A 19,094-nucleotide genomic window follows, 5' to 3' on the forward strand; every position below is an offset into this window, starting at 1 on the left:
AAATAACACAATACGAAATCCCGTTCTGCGAAAATTGCGGAGCGGGATTTTTATTTTAAGTCGAGGTAAGTGGAGATTACATTGTGTTCTGGACGCTTGGCTTCTGCAGCACGAAGTTGTCGAGCATGACGTCATCAAAGTCATAGGCCTCGTAGGTGAGAGTGTCACCATTGATTCGTATTCCGGAGTACATTTGTTTCTTATTCTGGAAGTGGACCTGGTGGTAGAATAGATCCGCTTTCTTATCATTAAATTTATTGCCAGAGGTGTTGGTGACTACGTAGACCGTCCCGTTTTCTTGTGTTGTTATTTGGCCGTCTTTCAGTGGATAGGAGCGCGAGTATTCATGGTTATGACCCTGCAGCACCAAATCTACTTTGAATTGATCGAATAGCGGCACCCATTGCTTAATGATGGAATCCTCTTGTTTTCCCCCATAAGGTCCTTGGTGTAAAGCAACTATGATCCATGGCTGCTTCGTGCCGGACAAATCTTCAAGGAGCCATTCCTTCTGTTTCTTCTTGTTGGATTCCGTATTTAGGAAGACGAAATGCGCTGTACCGTAATCAAAGGAGTAGTTAGTGCCGGGAGTCGAGCCTTTCGCCGCATTATCCGGTAAATTAAAGTGTGAGACAAATCGAGCAGCATTGCCTTCTACTTCATCATGATTGCCGGTTACGGGCATGAGTGGATAGCTGGTCAGCCACTTTTTAGCATAGCCAAAAAAATAGTCCCAAGACTGCTCCACTTCAGGATCCTCTACCAAATCCCCATTATGTACTATGAAGTTGGCCTCTGGGAAGGTATGGAAGGCTTTGCTTAGCGTCTGTCCCCAAACCTCGAAGTCCTGTTTAGAAATCCCTTGAGAGTCAGCAACATTAATAAAAGTAAAATCCGTCGTATTAGCTGCTTCCGTTACAAACTCCGCAGGCTCGCTCCAATCGGTGCCTTTTCCTGTTCCTACTCGGTAGGTGTATCGTGTTCCCGGCTCAAGACCCGTTGCATTCACTTTATGCACCCCTTGGATACTCTTGTCTCCGGTTTTAATTGTTGTTGTTGTTCCTGTAAAGCGTAGGATGTCTTGTTCGTCAAAATTAGCTGCACGGCTAGTACCTTTAACGATCTGGAGGAGGGTTGCCGAGTTCGAACTATTCGTATACCACGTGAACGATCGGGTTGATTTGGCATCTTCCTTGAAGTTGGTAACGATCGAATGTGGTTCATTGGTTGTAGTTAATGGGCTCCTTTGCTGAGTCTGAATATAGGCTAAAGCAATAACTGCCACAAGTAATAGCGCCCCGAGTAACCAAACCCCTTTATGTGCGAGCATGGTACAGCCTCCCTTTCATTGCCTTTTCAAGTATGGATCTGTCGATATTAGCGGAAACATTCAGCAAACACTCAGCCCAGCTTAAGGCATATTTCATTTAATATTAAGTTTACAATCATTATCGCAATGTAAAGTTTAACTTGTTGATGAGAGACAGAATCGAGGTGTAACAAATGAATTCACAACTGAAATACCGTCACGAGTTAAAGTATCACATGAATCATCATCAGTATCAAATCATTAAACAGCAACTCAAGCATTTATTGATGCTGGACAAGTATGCCGGTTCAACTGGAGATTATCATATCAGAAGCTTGTACTTTGATGACATAGAGAACAAAGCGCTTCATGAGAAGTTAGGTGGTGTTCGAGATAGAGTAAAGTACAGAATTAGAATTTACAACCGTTCGGACAAAGTCATTCATTTGGAGAAAAAAATCAAATTCAACGATTATGTCTCGAAGGTGAAAGAGCCGTTAACGAGAGAGATGTATGAAGCCATTATGGCAGGCGATTATGAGGTGCTGAATAATCCATCCAAACCACTGCTATTGGAAATGTATTATCGGATGAAAAATCAGCTATTAAAACCAAAGGTAATTGTTGATTATGTACGGGAAGCCTACATTCACCCGGCTGGCAACGTTCGGATAACGTTCGACAAAAGGCTCCAGACGGGATTAAATCAAGTCGATATCTTTGATCCTAACCTGTGCACGATTAATGCATTCGATGAAGATTTCATGGTGTTTGAAGTGAAATATGACGAGTATATCCCTGAATATATACGAGCTTTAGTGCAAACCAACGGTTTGGTCAGACAATCCAATTCTAAATATGTAACATGCAGAAAATTGCTGAAATTCAATTCCTGGGAGGACCAATAATATGGAACCAAATACAACAACGGCAACAGAGGCGAAAACGACCTTTTCCGATATTCTAAAAAATTCAGTTCAGGAAAACTTCACGAACGACATCGATATTAGTAAGATCATCATTACCTTGCTTATTTCCTTCTTCGTGGGGCTGTTTATTTATGTTCTTTACAAGCGTATCTTCAGTGGCATTTTGTATTCCAAGAGCTTTAATGTGTCGCTGATCGGCATGACGCTGATTACCTCAATGGTCATCATTGCGATTAACTCGAATCTGATCTTGTCACTTGGGATGGTCGGAGCGCTCAGCATCGTTCGGTTCAGAACACCGATTAAGGACCCAACGGATTTGATATTTCTATTCTGGGCAGCAGCTGCGGGAATCGTAACAGGTGCTGGTTTCTTCTCTCTAGCGATTATTGGTTCAATTATTATCGGACTCGTTCTTTTTGTATTCGTGAAGAAGGCTTCACTGGAAACACCATATCTACTTGTTGTGAATTGTGAAGGAGATAGTAGCGAGCAAGCGATTCATAAGCAACTAAATGTTCTTGTTAAAAGGTTTAACGTGAAGCAGAAGACAGTAACAAGCAACAACATCGAGATGACGGTGGAAGTGCGTTTGCGTGATCAAGAAACTCGATTTGTTAATCAACTCATGGCACTTAATGGTGTGAAGAACGCTGTTCTTATTAGCTATAGTGGCGATTACGTATCACAATAATGGGTGGTGAGAAAATGAGGTCGCGGAAGTCCTATACGGTTTTGATTGGTTTCTTCGCTGTCGTGCTGGCTTGCACTTTACTGTGGAACATACGTATCCAAAGCGTGGATAGTGTAGTTCACGCATGGTCCAACTCGGCAGCAACTGAAGAGATTAAGCAGAATATTTTTCCTAAAGATAAGGTCGTGGATGTGAGGATCACAATTGACGAGGACGATTTTCAAAATATGCTGGATAATGCATCGGCAGAAGAGATGAAGACGGCCTCAGTTGAATATAACGGGATCAAATTAGACAACATTGGTATTCGCACGAAAGGTAATCTTTCGTTACGTAGCGTTGTTTCATCGGATTCAGATCGATACAGCTTTAAGCTGAGCTTCGATGAGTATATATCGGGTCAGACCTTAAGTGGAATTAGCAAAATCAATCTAAACAACAATTATAGTGATGCAACGAGCATGAGGGAATTTCTAACCTATGAGCTTGCGGAGTCTATGGGATTGCCGACACCAGAGTATTCATACGTCAACGTGTATGTGAATGGAGAGCTTTGGGGCTTTTATTTGGCAATTGAGCAAATTGGTGATGCTTATTTAGAAAGACATTTCGATAACTCGTATGGAGCACTATATAAAGCAGAGTTCGGCGGAGGCGGCGGTGGAGGTGGCTTTGGCGACAGAGGTGCTGGAGGGGCAGGAGGTGTAAGCAGCTCAGGCGGCGGGGATTTACTATGGCAAGACGATAACATCGAATCCTACTCTAGCCTTGTACAGAAGTCGAAATCTTCGAATGACGATATTCTAGTGGATATGCTGGATGAGCTGAATAACGGAACGGATTATGAGAAGGTGCTGGATGTTGAAGGGGCACTCAAATATATCGGCTTGAATGCTGTTACCGTTAATATGGACAGCTACTTAGGATCTAATCAGCAAAATTATTATTTGTATGAAGATGATGGAGTGTTCTCCGTGTTGCCGTGGGATTACAATATGTCCTTTGGCGGCATGGGGAGTGGAAGCTCTCAAGTGATGATCGATGAGCCAACGCAGGGTGCTTTAGCAGATCGGCCGTTAATTGCTAAGCTACTTGGAGTGGCAGAGTATAAGGAAAAGTACCATGAAATGATACAAAGCATGATTAATGGTTACTTGTCCGATGAGGTGTTCGAAGCAAGGGTAAACGAGATTAAAGAGATGATTTCACCGTATGTTAAGAAAGATCCACGCCCTTTCTATACCTACGATCAGTATGAAAGTGCGATACCGCAGCTCGTAACCTTTACGTCTAGCCGAGTGGCTAACGTATCTGGGCAATTGGACGGTTCGATTGCTGCTTCCGGGGACGGAAGTGGGAGCGGTAGTGGTATGGGCGGCGGAGGCATGGGTGGCTTTGGCGGTGGTCAGATGCGTCAAGGAGACAGAACGCAGCTGGGTGGTCAGCGACCAACTGGTGAGCAAGTGCCGAGCGGTATGCAAACGCCAAGCGATAACAAGACATCGAGTGACGGTAACGCCGCTAGCAAAATTCCGAGTGGGGAGAAAGCATCGAGTGATGGGCAAGCAACTAACGGAGCTCGGAGTGGTGAGGAAATGAGCAGTCGAGCTCAAGATGCTGCTATTCGCACAGTAACCCTGGACGCTCATATGCAAAGCGATGTTATGCTCACGGATTTTTCACCTACTGATGGCAAAAGCGTAGCAGAAGCTGAGCAAGGACAAAGTAGTCAGACCCAGCAGAATGAACAGGGAGCTCAAGTCCCAAATGGTCAAGGAGCTCAAGCGCCGAATGCGCAAGGTGGTCAAATGCCAAATGATCAAGGAGCTCAAGCGCCGAATGCGCAAGGTGGTCAAATGCCAGATGATCAAGGAGCTCAAGCACCGAACGGGCAAGGTGGTCAAATGCAAAATGGTCCTGGTGGGGAGTTTGGTGGAGGCGACAGAGGTTTTGGCGGAGGTCAAGGTGGCCCAGGAGGAATGGGTGGCATGGGTGCTATGGGCGGGCAAGCAGGAATTCAACCTCAAGGTAGCAACGAAGGAGTCATCACAACAGCTGTTGCTTTGGCGGTACTCGGCTTAGCTGGTCTGTTTGTGACCTTGTACAAACGTAAACGGCTTTAATAAGGTTAGCTTAAGGAACGATGTTCAACAATCGACGGAGTGCGCAGCTACAGTTCGATGAAACCGAACTGCACGCACAAATTGCCCTAAATGTTCGCTACAGTTCGACGAAACCGAACTACACAGCACCAAATGCCCTAAATCCGCGCTACAGTTCGATGAGACCGAACTGTTCTCGCAATACAACCGCAACCCAAATCCAATTCAAACAAAAAAAACCTTTTCACCAGCCTGCACAATAACACGTGCAGGCTGCGAAAAGGTTTTTGCTTTTGAGGGATTAACCTTCGAGCAATAGCGTTTCTGGATCTTCGAGCATTTCCTTGATTTTCACAAGGAATTGTACAGCTTCTGCACCATCAACGATTCTGTGGTCGTAGGAGAGAGCGATGTACATCATTGGGCGGTTTTCCATACGTTCAGCATCGATAGCTACTGGACGAAGCTGGATCTTGTGCATACCAAGAATACCAACTTGAGGTGCGTTCAAGATCGGAGTGGACAGCAACGAGCCGAATACGCCGCCATTCGTAATTGTGAACGTTCCGCCTTGAAGCTCGGACAATTCCAAAGTATTGTTACGAGCTTTACCAGCCAATTGTACGATCGTGCGCTCGATCTCAGCAAAGCCAAGACGATCCGCTTCACGCAAGACAGGAACAACTAAGCCTTCCTTAGCGGAAACCGCGATACCGATATCGTAATATTTTTTGACGATAATGTCTTCGCCGTTAATTTCTGCATTCAGATGAGGGAATGCACGCAATGCGCCTACAACTGCTTTAGTGAAGAAGGACATGAAGCCTAAGCCCACATCATGCTTCTCTTTGAATGAATCTTTGCGGCGTTTACGAACTGCAAGAATAGCAGTCATATCAACTTCGTTAAAAGTTGTGAGCATTGCAGCCGTTTGTTGCGCTTCAACCAAACGCTTGGCGATCGTTAGACGACGACGTGACATCCGTTTACGCTCTTCTGGTTTGTTTGAATTCGATGTTGCTTTGTCAGGAGCAGCCGATTTAGCAGCCTGTGGTGCAGCACTTGCAGGAACTGTACCCGCAGATGCAACATCACTCGAGTGAATACGTCCAATTGGATCACGAGCAGGCAATGTGCTTAGGTCGATTCCCTTTTCTCTAGCAAGCTTCCTTGCTGCCGGAGTAGCGAGTGTAGCACCGCTATCGTTACTGCTAGAAGAAGCAGTAACAGCCGGAGCAGCAACGGGTGCCGCAGTAGGAGCAGGTGCAGTTTCTTGTTTTGGAGCTACAGCTGCAGCTGCGGCTTGGCCAGCAGCACCAATTTTGCCGACAGATTCACCTATTTTTACAGTATCCCCTTCATTCGCGAGAATTTCCGCAACAACGCCATCTTGATCGGCGCTAATTTCTAGGTTTACTTTATCTGTTTCAAGTTCTAATAGAAGATCACCTTGTTGAACTGTATCTCCAACTTTGACGATCCATTTTGAGATTGTTCCTTCGGTAATGGATTCACCCATCGCCGGTACTATAATGTCACTCATTGCTGTTACCTCCCGGATTTAACTGCCGATTTCTTTTCTGATTTCTTCTTCTGAACTAAAGCTTGATTGATAATAAATTGTTGTTCGAAAGCATGGATTTGTTGGTAACCACTCGCTGGGCTTGAACGTTTAGGGCGTCCATTGTAGCTGACAGTTGTTTCTGCCAGATCGACGAGCTCGCGAATACGTGGTTCTATATAGCTCCAAGCGCCCATGTTCTTCGGTTCCTCTTGAACCCATAATACTTCACTGAGGTTCGGGAATCTGTCCATAATCGCTTTAATTTCTTGCTGAGGGAAAGGATAGAGTTGCTCAACACGGGCAATGTGAAGCCAATCCCGGTTAACATCAGCATTCTTGTCGATTTCCTCTGCCAAATCGATAGCAACCTTACCTGTGCAAAGAACAAGTCTTTCCACGCGATCAGGATGCTGTCCGAGACCTGGTTGCTCTACTACGGTTTGGAATGAGCCTTCACTTAGCAGAGAAGCAGGAGATGCCACTAATGGATTACGGATCATGCTCTTAGGTGCCATAACAACGAGCGGACGAGCGGATTCCTTATTCACTATGGAAGCCTGGCGACGAAGCAAGTGGAAGTATTGAGCTGCGCTAGATAAGTAGGCGACAGTCCAGTTTTCCTCACCTGACATTTGCAAGAAACGTTCCATACGTGCGCTTGAGTGCTCAGGACCTTGGCCTTCATAACCGTGTGGCAGAAGCATGACCAATCCTGAACGTTGCGTCCATTTGGATTTTCCAGCAGAAATAAATTGATCGATGATAACTTGCGCAGAATTCATGAAGTCGCCGAATTGCGCTTCCCAAATGACCATCGTTTCTGGTGCATATACATTATAGCCATATTCTAAGCCAAGAACGCCTGCTTCAGACAGAGGGCTGTTATGGATGGCGAATGAAGCATTCGCTTCCGGTAATTCATGTAGCGGGCAGAACGTTTCTCCTGTCTCGGAATCATGAAGAACAAGGTTCCGATGAGCGAAAGTTGCACGTTCCACATCTTGACCACTAAGTCTAATTGGCGTGCCATCGGCCAATATCGAAGCGAAAGCTAGCGTCTCGGCATGGCTCCAGTCCACTTTCTCGCCTTCATTCAATGCATCAATCCGGCGTTCTAGAATACGCTGAAGCTTGCTGTATACGTTGAATGTTTCAGGCCATTGAAGCAAGCCTTTGTTAATACTACGAAGCTTCTCAATCGGTACGGAAGTAGCTGGTTTCGCTTCTTCCAATGTGTAGGCTGTTGGTTGACCCTTCTGGATAGAGTCTTTATGCTCTTGTCCTTTGACTTGGTCATAAGCGTCCTTCAGCTTGTTCTGCACATCACGCTTGATTTGTTCAGCACCTTCGGCAGAAAGAGAACCTTCGCGAACGAGTTTGTCCGCATAGAGACGACTAACCGTCGCATGCTCTCTAATTTTTTTGTAAATAAGCGGTTGTGTCGTTGAAGGATCATCTGTCTCATTATGGCCATAACGGCGATAGCCAATAAGGTCAATAAGGAAATCCTTCTTAAATAGAGTGCGATAATCACTAGCCATCCGTGCCGCAGCAATAACAGCTTCAGGCTCATCAGCATTGACGTGAATAATCGGAATTTCAAATCCTTTAGCTAGATCACTTGCGTAATGGGTTGAACGGGAATCATGGCTTTCCGTTGTGAACCCGATACGATTGTTAGCGATGATATGAATCGTTCCGCCGCTTGTGTAGCCTTTTAAGTTGTTGAAGTTAAGAGTTTCCGCTACGATCCCTTCACCAGAAAATGCAGCATCACCATGCATAACGATGGAGGCAGCTAAGTCAAAATTCTGAACAGGATATCCTGGCTTACTCCGATCCTCTTGTGCTGCACGGGCATAACCGCCAACAACAGGGTTTACGTACTCGAGATGACTTGGATTGTTCGCCAATGTAATTCGAGTTTCTGCAGTTTCCCCGGATTGGATGGAACGGTTTGCACCTAAATGGTATTTTACATCTCCAGTCCACCCGTAGTTGATCCCGATAGATCCTTCGGAAGGAATGAGTTTCTTGTTAGGTGAGTGGTGGAACTCTGAGAAAATGTTGCCGTACGGCTTACCTAATACGTGAGCAAGCACGTTCAAACGACCTCGGTGAGCCATACCGATAGCAATGTGGCGTGCACCGGCGTTAGTTAGCTCATGTACGATTTCGTCTGCAAGCGGAATAAGCGCTTCGATTCCTTCTGCGGAGAAACGCTTTTGTCCAACGAATGTGCGCTGTAGGAAATCTTCAAATTGCTCAGCCTCAAGCAGCTTTCTAAGCAAGGATTCACGCTCAGAGGCTAGCAGCTTAGTAGATGGAATAACGGATTCCGCACGCTGGTTCAGCCATTTACGTTCATCCTCAGCATGAACATGGCCGAATTCAAAGGCAATAGATCCCGTATAAACCTCTCGTAGCTTTTGAATACCTTCCCAAGCATTGTTCAGAGGATAGGGAGCATCTTCCCACACGCACTCAGGAGGGAGAAGCTCCAAATCCTCTTTGGTTAAACCATATGTGCTTGGTTCAAGAATATCCGTATTTGCTTTAGGACTGAGTTCAAGTGGATCGATATTGGCAGCAAGATGACCAAATGCGCGTAAATTCCAAGCCAATTGGCCTGCAGCGATTGCCTTCTTGAGTATATTAGTATCCATAGGTGCGGCTACTCCACGAAGCTGTGGCTGCTCAGTTGCTGTATTCTGAATATGCGTCTGCGCTTCGGCACGAGGTGGTGCGCCATATTGAGCGAAGAGCTCACGGTATTGCTGACTTACTGCTTCTGAATTCTGTAAGTAGATGTCGTACTGCTCTTGGATGTAGCCTAGATTAGGGCCAAAAAACTGCTGCCATAGTCCTTGCAACTTTTCATTGTCGTGTGACATTGTGTGCATCCCTCTGCATTCATGGTAGTCATACTGAGGTGCTAAATATGAAGTCATGTTCGCACCTGATTCTATTCTAATACATTTCAATGTTCGGATATAGACATTATTATGCATTGGAATGATCTATATAATAGATCGGTCCCGTTTTACCCTCAATATTAGTTAGATTGCGCTATTCAGACATTTTTGACTCTTCTTTTCTTATAGAAGGAAATAATTTGTTGCCACTAAAAAAATGGATGATTGTGTAAAAATATGACGCGTGATATATTGAAATAAGTCACTTTGAAGTGTAATTTTATACAAAATCTCTAACTTAAGGATGGTGATGGGGTGTTTAATTCCATTGTAGCTATCAATAAATCCGTTTCTCCTATTTCCCCGATTACCTTTGCACCGTTTGGACAATCGGTAAATCGGGAATCTGCAGGCTCTTGGTTAAAATCTTCCTATTCCAATCCGTATGAACAATATGCTAAAACAGCTGCAACAGGAATTGCTAATTTCCTTAAATCTACACAAAGCTTACAGTCCTCGGCGAACAGCTTACTTCAGAAAAGCACCTCGTCTTTGCATGCTAGACAAGTTCAATCTTCCGATCCAATGGCAGTAGCCGCCTCAGGAGCACAAGATGGATCAGCCTTGAACTCTTATAAAGTTAAGGTGAACTCGATTGCTCAATCTCAGAAAAACAGTGGTCTGGATTTGAATAATCATGCTTTGACTTCGATTCAAAGTGGAGCTAATGAATTCAAGCTGACGATTGGAGATAAGTCGACGACAATTAAAAGCAACATCGCAAAAACGGATACCAACGAGCAAGCATTAACAAAATTAAAAGATGCAATTAATGATTCCCGTACAGGGGTTAGTGCTAAGATTGTAACTGATTCGAAACTTGGTACCTCGAAGCTTGAATTGACTAGCGATAAGACGGGGACCAAGCAAGCCTTCGAAATAACGGATGAGGTAGGGAACGCTGCGGCAGTGACAGGAATTAATCGGGTGACGTCGGCAGCTGCGGATGCTTCTTATACCGTAAACGATGGAAAGGCACAATCCTCCCAATCCAATGAGATCGAGCTGGAGAAAGGGAAGGTTGCCGTAACACTGCTTAAACCAACGACAGAGACCATCGATATTAAAGTTCGTCAGGATGAGAAGAAAGCAGTTCAGCAGGTTAAAGAAATGATTACAAGCTACAATTCGATGATTGATCGGCTCAATGATGCAGGGGGGTTTTTGAACCCAGCTGTCAAACGAAGTCTTGAACAAGTCGTCCGATCCAGCTCCTATGAGCAATTAGGTATTAGTAAAAATGGAGATGGCACTTTAAAGCTTGATGAAGCTAAGCTTAGTAAAAGCTTGAGCACAAATTTCGAACAGACGAGTAAGGCGATAAGTGGAAGCAATAGCTTGGCCAAGAGCTTAGAGAAAGCATCTGGTCGTTTCGATGAAGTTCCAGTAAGTAGTTTGCTCAATCAAAAAATGCAGGCGATGCAGCAATTTACAACCTATCAATCGTCGATGCAGTATCAATCACCCTTCCCTATTTCAGGGGTATTGTTGAACAGTGTTTACTAAGTGAGCGGGATTAATAATAAAATGGGCTGTCCCCGAAAGTCGACATAGACTTTTGGAGACAGCCCTTCGTATGAGGGGGGATGGACATAGCCTCATCTTACCTAAGAGACAACAAGTCCATTTGTGGAACAAGCCCTTCATCCATGGCGCGTTGCAGCAAAGTGGTTATCGCAGCATAGCCATCTTCTCCCAAGCTCGCGGTGAACTCATTTACGTAAAGGTCGATATGCGATTGAGCCACGCTCGAATCCATTTCCTGTGCATGCTCCATAACATACTTCTTAGAAGCATCAGGGTATTGCCATGCATATTCCACTGAAGATTGAATCCATCTCTGAATGTTGGACAGGTCTAATGAACGACGGGCGATGATTGCTCCAAGTGGAATCGGTAGGCCCGTATCGGATTCCCACCAACTGCCCAAATCCACGACTTGGGACAGTCCGTAATTCTGGTAAGTAAACCTCGCTTCATGAATGACAAGGCCAGCATCTATTAATCCATCGCGTACAGCAGGCATAATCTCATGGAAGGGCATGACGACGATTTCGCCAACGCCACCTGGCACATTCTGTGCAGCCCACAACCTGAACAAGAGGTAAGCTGTCGATCGTTCACTTGGCACGGCAACACGTTTTCCTGACAATAGGGATGGATCAGGTGAGACGGTAGCTTCAGTACCGTTGTATCCTGCTGTTAGCACTAACGGACCACACCCTCGGCCGAGTGCGCCTCCACAAGGGATAAGCTTGTACTCGGGTAAAATCCAAGGCAAAGCGGCATAGGAAATTTTCATAATGTCCAGCTCATTGTTAGTTGCGGCTAGATTGTTCGTAATATCGATATCTGCATAGGTAACTTCAAATGAAGGAGTATCAGGAATTAAGCCGTGAACTAAGGCGTGGAATACGAAAGTATCGTTAGGACAAGGTGAGAATGCGATTTTCATGATGAAATGACCTCCGATAGATGTGTGCTTGCAGCTTCCAAAGCGGTAAGAGCATCTCCAATTTTCCAAGCTGCCTTATTACGTGGACCTACTTCATTGGAAATGGTACGAATTTCAAGGAAGGGGATACCGTGTCTGTGAGCTGCGGCAGCAACGCCATAGCCTTCCATTGCTTCTGCGGCAGCTCTTGGAATCCGCTCCGTTAATTCCAATGCCGTATTAGCTGTACCTGTTACAGTAGACAAAGTAAGAATAGGTCCATAGCAGACACTCAAGCCTCCAGCCCGCAGTGCTTCAACAAGCTGGATTGAAACCTCCGTCTCTACGTTCAACCGGCTTGTACCGAAGCCCAGCTTGTCCACGCTGAAGAACCCTTCCGGTGTTTCCGCACCCAAATCCGCAGAGATCACTTCGCTTGCTACGACGATTGAGCCAATTGCGGCTTGCCCAACGAAACCTCCGCCAATCCCTGCACTAACGACAAGATCATAATCTGAAGCTCCAGTAGCTAATACCGTTGCTGTGCTTACTGCTGCTGCGACTGGTCCTACACCAGCGACCTGTACATCAAATCTATCCCCATTACGAATACCACGAAGAACTGCTTCTCGCTCTACTTCAACCGCGGTCATGACTAGAATCTTCTTAATTATCATCATCCCCTTTAGATGGGCTTTGTTTAGTATTTCAATCTATTTCAATTTATTAATTATAGTTTCATTCTGATGACGAGTAAAATAGGCCGGCTAATTAAAGAGGAAAAAGTGAAAAGCTTTCATAAGGTTATGGTTCGAGTCCTGTCGGTTGCGCCATACAATAAGCTATTGCAGACAGCATGCATTGCAGAGGTGATCATTATGACCATGATGAGCACGATTTCTATGTGGGATGATTTGAGCTTTCAGAATTTGACCGAGAGTGACCTAAGCCTTGATCTCGTACTTGAGCGAATCCTTCAATTTATAGCGCAGGAGCCCAAGGGAGCTTATCAATTTATTATCGGGACAGATAGTCAGGTTCATCGTGGGCATACCAAATTCGTTACGGGTATCGTCATTAATCGTATTGGCAAAGGGGCGTGGGCCTGCAATCGTCAATTGGCGGTTCCAAGGCAGTTGACCTCTATTCGTGAAAAGCTGGCGCTTGAAACCTCTTTCTCCCAAAGGTTGGCTAGTTTCTTTGATATCGCTGCGGTCAGTCAAATGGAGAACTTGCTTATGCCTTATGTATATCAAGGTGCGACGCTAGAAACGTATATTGACATTGATGCAGGAACAGAGCCTGATATTAATAAAACAGCGCTGTACGTTCAAGAGATGATTGACCGGGTGGAGGCAATGGGGATTTATGCACCAAGAGTGAAGCCTGAGTCTTGTGTGGCGTCCTCCTATGCGAACCGATTTACGAAAAGTCGTATGGTTCTGTAAGAAAAGCACGCAGGCCCAAAGGGTCTACGTGCTTTTCACATTTACTCAATATTGATTGTTTTTCCACTCCGTAGGGGACACCTTTTTCAGCTTCTTAAAGGTACGGCTAAAATAATAAATATCGTTAAAGCCCGTTGCAAGCGCGATTTCCGAAATGGTCATTCGTTTGCTGCGGAGCATGCTTTCCGATTTATTAATTCTAACCAAATTGATGTACTCGACTAAGGATTTATCTGTCACCTGCTTGAACAGTCGGCTAAAATGAAATCGACTCAAGCCTGCAAGATCGGAGAGCTGCTTTACGGTCAGCTTGTCCTGATAATTTTCATCGATGTAGGAAAACACAGGGGCGAGGCGTTCGAGCTCTTTGAGCTTGAGGCGATATTCATCTAATTCCGAAAGCGTAGCGACATAGTTGCGAACAAGAACCGAGAGCAACAAATATAAGTATGATTTTACGGACAGTTCGTAGCCTACTTCTCTATGATCAAGTTCTCGGATGATCGCATGCATGCAACGGGTAATTTCTTCGTCACCAGCAATGCGATTGTGGAACAAAATTTGGTTCTTCGTAATCGGAGTAATGAACTTCTTTTCTATAGCTCCTGCAGATTGGCTGTGGAGCACGGAGAGATCAACGATCATCGCATAATAGGATAAATCCTCAGAGCCACAAATTCCATAATGAAGCTCGTTACTATTAACGACGCATAAATCGCCAGGTTGATAATTAATGGGTACAGATCCGCATTCTATCGTTGCCTTTCCTGAAACGAAAAATAAAAATTCCATATGTTCATGCCAATGGTGGACAAACAAAGTTTCGCCAACAACCCTTGGAGGGGACTGACATGGGTGAACCTTGATGGGAAATGAGGGGTCTGGCATAGGCATCGGTTCTCGCAATGAAGCTATCTTATCCATGATTTCACTCCCGTGACCGCACGATTGTACAAATAATGAGCATGCTTTTACATGGCAACTGCACCAAGTATCATTATAATACGAATTAAGAATAAATGTGAATATTAAGGGAGAGCTGAGGGAATGAGTCAGGTACGGGTAGGCATCATCGGCACAGGATCTATTTCGGAGCTTCATTTGAATTCGTATGCAAACAACCCTAATGTAATTATCACCGCGATTTGTGACGTTAACGAGGCTAGAGCACGCCAAGTCGCTACGAAATATGGAGCGAATAAAATATTTACCGATTACCGCGAGCTGATGGCGGATACGGATATCGATGCGGTCAGTATTTGTACATGGAACAATACTCATGCACCTATCAGCATAGCCGCACTGCAAGCTGGCAAACACGTGCTAGTGGAGAAACCTTTGTGCAGGACAGTTGAAGAGGCGTTTGAGATCGAAAAGGCTGTTAAGGAATCAGGTAAGCTACTTCAGGTAGGCTTCGTTCGTAGATATGATAACAATGTGCAGATGATTCGCGAGTTCATCGATAATGGGGAATTCGGGGAGATCTATTATGCGAAGGCTTCGTCGCTCCGTCGTCTCGGCAATCCTGGTGGTTGGTTTTCCGATATCGAACGTTCCGGTGGAGGCCCGCTTATCGATATTGGTGTACACGTAATCGATCTGTGCTGGTACTTGATGGGCAGACCTAAGGTGAAGACAATTAGTGCCAATACGTATAAGAAGCTTGGAAATCGTTCTCACATTCAACATTTGTCCTCTTATAAATCTTCCGATTACAATGCTGCTGTAAATACGGTTGAGGATTTGGCTAACGCTATTATTCGATTCGAGAATGGGGCTTCCTTAGTCGTTGATGCAAGCTTCACACTGCATGCGAAGAAAGATGAAAGCTATATCAAGCTCTATGGAGAAAAGGGCGGATTCGAGATTGAGCCTGCTATCGCTATCGTGACGGAAAAGAATAACACGATAATCAATATCGAGCCTCAAACCGACAGCTTGGCAGGGTTCAATGGTGATACTGCTTTTCAAAACGAAATTAATCACTTTATCGATTGCATAGTAAAAGGCGATAAACAGATTAGCCCCGTAGAAGACGGTGTGGAAATCATGAAGATCCTGTGCGGGATTTATGAATCCGCTGCTAAAGGTGAGGAGATCCAGCTATGAAAATAGGGATAAGCACTTATTGCTTCTGGCAGGACATTCAAGCAGGCAAGATAGATATCATTCAAGCGATTGGTGAGATCGCTAATATGGGCGGAGAGCATGTCGAAATCGTACCTCTCGGCTTTGACTTAGCAGCTAATCCTGAATTGATCGAAGCGATTAAAACAAAAGCTGCCGATGTGGGTCTCGATATTTCCAACTATGCGATTGGTGCTAATTTCGCTGGATTGGATGATCAAGCATACGAGCAGGAAATTGATCGCGTGATGCGAGAGGTCGATATCGCTGCGGCTCTTGGGGTTAAGCTAATGCGACATGATGTGGCTAATTCTGATGACAAATCGATACGTCAGTTTATGAAGGATTTGCCTAAGTTAGCCGAAGCTTGCCGACGGATTGCGGATTACGCTGCCCAATATGGGATTACGACAAGTGTAGAAAATCATGGCTACTATATTCAAGCGAGCGATCGAGTGCAAGCCTTAGTTAATGAAGTCAATCGGGATAACTTCCGTACTACATTAGACATTGGAAACTTCGTGTGTGTGGATGAGAATCCAGTCGTTGCTGTTCGCAACAATATTTCATATGCTTCCATCGTCCATTTCAAAGACTTCTATATTCGCTCAGCTGCTCTAGACCCTGGCGAGGGCTGGTTTCAATCGACTGGTGGTACTTACTTGCGGGGAGCGATCGTCGGACAAGGAGATCTTGATATTCGATCAACGCTGCAGATCGTGAGAAACTCGGGGTTTGATGGCTACATCTCTATCGAATTTGAAGGTATGGAGCCATGTGTACAGGCAACGAGAATTGCGCTTAACAACGTTCGACGGTTATGGGAAGAAACTAAACAAGCTGAAGGAGTGTTGTAAAGATGTCCGGAATTATTGAGCCTTGGAAAATCGGAGTTATTGTAGACAGTTTTCGAGTTGGAGTTCGTGAAGGTTTAGTTAAAGCACGTAATATCGGAGCGGATGGCGTCCAAATTTATGCGGTTACTGGAGAGATGGACCCAGCTAATCTTTCATCGACTGCGCGGAAAGAATGGAAATCTTATATCGAATCGTTAGGCTTGCAAATCTCTGCGCTTGTAGGAGATCTGGGTGGTCACGGATTTCAAGATAAAACAGTGAATGCAGCAAAGATCGAAAAGTCGAAGCGGATCTTGGATCTGGCTGTGGAGCTTGGAACGAATGTTGTAACAACGCACATCGGAATCGTACCGAATGATAAGAATAGCGAAGTTTATGAATCCATGCATCTCGCTTGTGATGAACTAAGCAAATATGCATCGAGCATGAATGCCTTTTTCGCAATTGAGACAGGGCCGGAGACTGCGGCACATCTGAAAGGGTTCCTCGATGGTCTAAGCTCCAAAGGGGTATCTGTTAACTTTGATCCAGCTAATATGGTTATGGTTACGGGGGACGATCCTGTTCAAGGCGTCCATACGCTCAAGGATTATATCGTTCATACGCACGCGAAGGATGGAATTCGACTTCGTGAGGTAGATCCACGATTGATTTATGGAGCTTTAGGCTTCGAGCCGATGGACCATGAGAAGATCGCATCCGATGCCGAGTCTGGAGATGCTTTCAGAGAAGTTCCGCTTGGCGAAGGTGGAGTGGACTGGGGTAATTATTTGAAGGCTCTTAGAGATATTGGTTATAACGGATACTTAACAATTGAACGTGAAGTCGGTACGAATCCAGAAGTAGATATCGCTGCGGCAGTTCAATTCCTTAAAGCAAGAAATTAATGGAGTATAGATATTATAGTTGACAGAATTTCACATCGACCTTATGATAAACCTTATCTTATTACAGAAAGGAGGCCAATGATCATGATCCGACTTCATCGCACGTCACTTAACATCTCGAATTCAGTAAGTCAACCGAATAAGGTGGGACAGGTCCATTGGTCTCTACGGGTAATGGCACGGAAGACAGAAGGGTAACGAACAGCGGCTGCAGTCGCCATCGATTCCTTTATTATTTTCTTTGCACAGGAAGACCGTGAGCTATGGCTTGCGGTCTTTTTTGGTGTTTATTTTAGAAAATAATGAAAAGGAATTGATTTATTTTATGATAACCATACAAACAAATAACAGTAAGAATTCCTACTACCGACAAGTGAAGCTCCCAGCGGGGGATCTACATGTGTATGCAGGAAATGAATTATTCGATGCGATGGGTGCCAAAGTGTTCGAAATGGCAAACAACAATCTGCAAATTCCTAATATTCGATATATGAGCTACACCCCTGATGTTCATGTAGGTGTCGGCACTTGTATAGGCACAACCGCACTTTGGGAAACGGACGATGCGTACGTGTCACCCTCGATCGTTGGTAGTGATATTGGTTGTGGGATGCGCGTGCATCTGACGAATTTGACCGCAGATGATTTACGAGAGGTTAAGCTGCGCCGAAAGCTTGTGAAGGCGATTGAGCGAATGCTGCCTGTCGAGGAGCAAGCACGGGGTCATTTTTCAGATTTCCGCTTAGAACAGGTTGTTAAGAAAGGGCTTCACGGACTTCCGAATAAATATGTGCCAGATGCTTATACACCACGAAAAGCAACCTCCCTCACTCATGTAGAGAGTAGCCGTTTTTACTTGGATGACAGTTATCTTGAACGGATCCCGGAGCAAGTATGGCATCGAGCGCATCGTCAACTGGGTACGTTAGGCAAAGGAAACCATTTTGCGGAAATTCAGGCGATTGAGATCGATGAAGGCAATCGTGAGGTTGCAGAGCAATGGGGACTAACAGATGGGCAAGTCATCATTATGATTCATTCAGGCTCCCGGGCGTGGGGTGGGGCAGTTAATCAATATTGTGGGTCTGAGGTCGTTAAGACCATGAGGAGGAGCGGATTTGGTACAGCAGATCCGAAGCTCGCCTTTGCACCGCTTCATAGTGAAGCTGGTCAGGCTTACGTGAATCTGATGTACTCGGCATTAAACTATGCCGTCGTTAATCGTCATCTCATTGCTTATAGTATCCGTGAGGCATGCAAGGAAGTGCTTGGTTCTAAATTTGAAATGAGCACGCTATACGATCTCATGCATAACTACGCGTGGGAGGAACAACACGAGGGGACATCCTTGTTCGTTCATCGCAAGGGAGCAACACGGGCTTTGCCACCAGGCCATCCGGATAATCCTGTGCCCTTTCTAAGCACCGGTCACCCTGCGCTTATTCCTGGCTCGATGGGTTCAGCATCCTATCTAATGGTTGGTAGACCAGAAGGAGCAAGCAATCATTATTCGATCTGTCATGGAGCGGGTCGAGTTCGTTCTCGTAATGCAACTAAGCAACTGGTAACCGTGGAGGAGTTCTCTGAATCGATGCGTATCGGACAAGAGGATGAGATTGTCGTGAATCACCGATCCTTAGAATCCATTTTAGATGAAAGCCCTCAAGCGTACAAAAATATCGATCAAATCATAGAAAGCGTTGTTGGAGCACAACTGGCCTCGGTCGTTGCGAAATGTCGACCGCTAGCAACGATTAAAGGAGTATGA

Annotated in this window: 15 protein-coding genes; 9 read left to right on the forward strand and 6 right to left on the reverse strand. The window is 45.1% G+C overall.

Translation table 11 applies throughout. The features are described 5' to 3' along the window. Positions 1-76: 76 nt before the first annotated feature. Complete coding sequence (locus M1K58_RS22350; protein WP_256761105.1) at positions 77-1,330, reverse strand: purple acid phosphatase family protein; 1,254 nt, start codon at positions 1,328-1,330, stop codon at positions 77-79. Positions 1,331-1,503: 173 nt separating this feature from the next. Between M1K58_RS22350 and M1K58_RS22355 the strand changes: the two genes are divergently transcribed. From M1K58_RS22355 to M1K58_RS22365, 3 genes are read left to right on the forward strand one after another with little or no spacing between them, the layout of a single operon-like run. Then, positions 1,504-2,217 carry a polyphosphate polymerase domain-containing protein gene (locus M1K58_RS22355; RefSeq protein ID WP_256761106.1) on the forward strand — a complete coding sequence of 238 codons (714 nt, stop codon included), beginning with the start codon at positions 1,504-1,506 and terminating at the stop codon, positions 2,215-2,217. Between the two features lies 1 nt (position 2,218). Beyond that, positions 2,219-2,932 (forward strand): DUF4956 domain-containing protein, encoded by a 714-nt coding sequence (locus tag M1K58_RS22360; protein ID WP_256761107.1) that lies wholly within the window; start codon positions 2,219-2,221, stop codon positions 2,930-2,932. A 14-nt stretch (positions 2,933-2,946) separates the two neighbouring features. Continuing rightward, positions 2,947-5,055: a CotH kinase family protein gene (locus M1K58_RS22365; RefSeq protein WP_256761108.1), complete on the forward strand. Its 2,109-nt coding sequence runs from the start codon at positions 2,947-2,949 to the stop codon at positions 5,053-5,055. A 280-nt stretch (positions 5,056-5,335) separates the two neighbouring features. Here the strand turns inward: M1K58_RS22365 and odhB are convergent, their stop codons facing one another. Beyond that, positions 5,336-6,577, reverse strand: coding sequence for a 2-oxoglutarate dehydrogenase complex dihydrolipoyllysine-residue succinyltransferase (gene odhB / locus M1K58_RS22370; RefSeq protein WP_256761109.1), 1,242 nt, complete (start codon positions 6,575-6,577; stop codon positions 5,336-5,338). A gap of 5 nt (positions 6,578-6,582) precedes the next feature. Further along, on the reverse strand, positions 6,583-9,492 hold the full coding sequence (locus M1K58_RS22375) for a 2-oxoglutarate dehydrogenase E1 component (protein WP_256761110.1): 2,910 nt from the start codon (positions 9,490-9,492) through the stop codon (positions 6,583-6,585). Between the two features lie 336 nt (positions 9,493-9,828). Here M1K58_RS22375 and fliD point away from each other — a divergent pair, with 336 nt between their 5' ends. Next, the gene (gene fliD / locus M1K58_RS22380) at positions 9,829-11,079 is read left to right on the forward strand and encodes a flagellar filament capping protein FliD (protein ID WP_256761111.1); all 1,251 of its coding nucleotides are present in this window, start codon (positions 9,829-9,831) and stop codon (positions 11,077-11,079) included. Positions 11,080-11,176: 97 nt separating this feature from the next. Here the strand turns inward: fliD and M1K58_RS22385 are convergent, their stop codons facing one another. Both M1K58_RS22385 and M1K58_RS22390 read right to left on the reverse strand, forming a co-directional pair. Beyond that, the gene (locus M1K58_RS22385) at positions 11,177-12,028 is read right to left on the reverse strand and encodes a 1,4-dihydroxy-6-naphtoate synthase (RefSeq protein ID WP_256761112.1); all 852 of its coding nucleotides are present in this window, start codon (positions 12,026-12,028) and stop codon (positions 11,177-11,179) included. Continuing rightward, complete coding sequence (locus M1K58_RS22390; protein ID WP_256761113.1) at positions 12,025-12,687, reverse strand: futalosine hydrolase; 663 nt, start codon at positions 12,685-12,687, stop codon at positions 12,025-12,027. Before M1K58_RS22390 ends, M1K58_RS22385 begins: the two co-directional genes overlap by 4 nt. Positions 12,688-12,792: 105 nt before the next feature. Between M1K58_RS22390 and M1K58_RS22395 the strand changes: the two genes are divergently transcribed. Then, positions 12,793-13,455, forward strand: coding sequence for a ribonuclease H-like YkuK family protein (locus M1K58_RS22395; RefSeq protein WP_372339197.1), 663 nt, complete (start codon positions 12,793-12,795; stop codon positions 13,453-13,455). A 45-nt stretch (positions 13,456-13,500) separates the two neighbouring features. Here M1K58_RS22395 and M1K58_RS22400 read toward each other — a convergent pair whose 3' ends face one another. Continuing rightward, a complete protein-coding gene (locus tag M1K58_RS22400) occupies positions 13,501-14,379 on the reverse strand; it encodes a helix-turn-helix domain-containing protein (RefSeq protein ID WP_256761114.1) in 879 nt (292 codons plus the stop codon). A 123-nt stretch (positions 14,380-14,502) separates the two neighbouring features. On the opposite strand from M1K58_RS22400, the gene M1K58_RS22405 reads away from it, so the two are divergent. The 4 genes from M1K58_RS22405 (at position 14,503) to M1K58_RS22420 (ending at position 19,094) form a co-directional block, all read left to right on the forward strand. After that, on the forward strand, positions 14,503-15,564 hold the full coding sequence (locus M1K58_RS22405) for a Gfo/Idh/MocA family protein (RefSeq protein WP_256761115.1): 1,062 nt from the start codon (positions 14,503-14,505) through the stop codon (positions 15,562-15,564). After that, positions 15,561-16,439 carry a sugar phosphate isomerase/epimerase family protein gene (locus M1K58_RS22410; protein WP_256761116.1) on the forward strand — a complete coding sequence of 293 codons (879 nt, stop codon included), beginning with the start codon at positions 15,561-15,563 and terminating at the stop codon, positions 16,437-16,439. The genes M1K58_RS22405 and M1K58_RS22410 overlap by 4 nt, the downstream gene beginning before the upstream one ends. Positions 16,440-16,441: 2 nt before the next feature. After that, positions 16,442-17,326, forward strand: a complete 885-nt coding sequence (locus tag M1K58_RS22415) for a sugar phosphate isomerase/epimerase family protein (RefSeq protein WP_256761117.1) — start codon at positions 16,442-16,444, stop codon at positions 17,324-17,326. 325 nt (positions 17,327-17,651) lie between these two features. After that, on the forward strand, positions 17,652-19,094 hold the full coding sequence (locus tag M1K58_RS22420) for an RtcB family protein (protein WP_256761118.1): 1,443 nt from the start codon (positions 17,652-17,654) through the stop codon (positions 19,092-19,094).

This window comes from Cohnella sp. WQ 127256, from assembly GCF_024519285.1.
GTDB lineage: Bacteria > Bacillota > Bacilli > Paenibacillales > Paenibacillaceae > Cohnella.

Excerpts from the sequence above, each read along its gene's own strand:
- M1K58_RS22350 (WP_256761105.1), bottom strand. The coding sequence starts at position 1,330 with ATGCTCGCACATAAAGGGGTTTGGTTACTCGGGGCGCTATTACTTGTG.
- M1K58_RS22355 (WP_256761106.1), top strand. The coding sequence starts at position 1,504 with ATGAATTCACAACTGAAATACCGTCACGAGTTAAAGTATCACATGAAT.
- M1K58_RS22360 (WP_256761107.1), top strand. The coding sequence starts at position 2,219 with ATGGAACCAAATACAACAACGGCAACAGAGGCGAAAACGACCTTTTCC.
- M1K58_RS22365 (WP_256761108.1), top strand. The coding sequence starts at position 2,947 with ATGAGGTCGCGGAAGTCCTATACGGTTTTGATTGGTTTCTTCGCTGTC.
- odhB (WP_256761109.1), bottom strand. The coding sequence starts at position 6,577 with ATGAGTGACATTATAGTACCGGCGATGGGTGAATCCATTACCGAAGGA.
- M1K58_RS22375 (WP_256761110.1), bottom strand. The coding sequence starts at position 9,492 with ATGTCACACGACAATGAAAAGTTGCAAGGACTATGGCAGCAGTTTTTT.
- M1K58_RS22385 (WP_256761112.1), bottom strand. The coding sequence starts at position 12,028 with ATGAAAATCGCATTCTCACCTTGTCCTAACGATACTTTCGTATTCCAC.
- M1K58_RS22390 (WP_256761113.1), bottom strand. The coding sequence starts at position 12,687 with ATGATGATAATTAAGAAGATTCTAGTCATGACCGCGGTTGAAGTAGAG.
- M1K58_RS22400 (WP_256761114.1), bottom strand. The coding sequence starts at position 14,379 with ATGGATAAGATAGCTTCATTGCGAGAACCGATGCCTATGCCAGACCCC.
- M1K58_RS22405 (WP_256761115.1), top strand. The coding sequence starts at position 14,503 with ATGAGTCAGGTACGGGTAGGCATCATCGGCACAGGATCTATTTCGGAG.
- M1K58_RS22410 (WP_256761116.1), top strand. The coding sequence starts at position 15,561 with ATGAAAATAGGGATAAGCACTTATTGCTTCTGGCAGGACATTCAAGCA.
- M1K58_RS22415 (WP_256761117.1), top strand. The coding sequence starts at position 16,442 with ATGTCCGGAATTATTGAGCCTTGGAAAATCGGAGTTATTGTAGACAGT.
- M1K58_RS22420 (WP_256761118.1), top strand. The coding sequence starts at position 17,652 with ATGATAACCATACAAACAAATAACAGTAAGAATTCCTACTACCGACAA.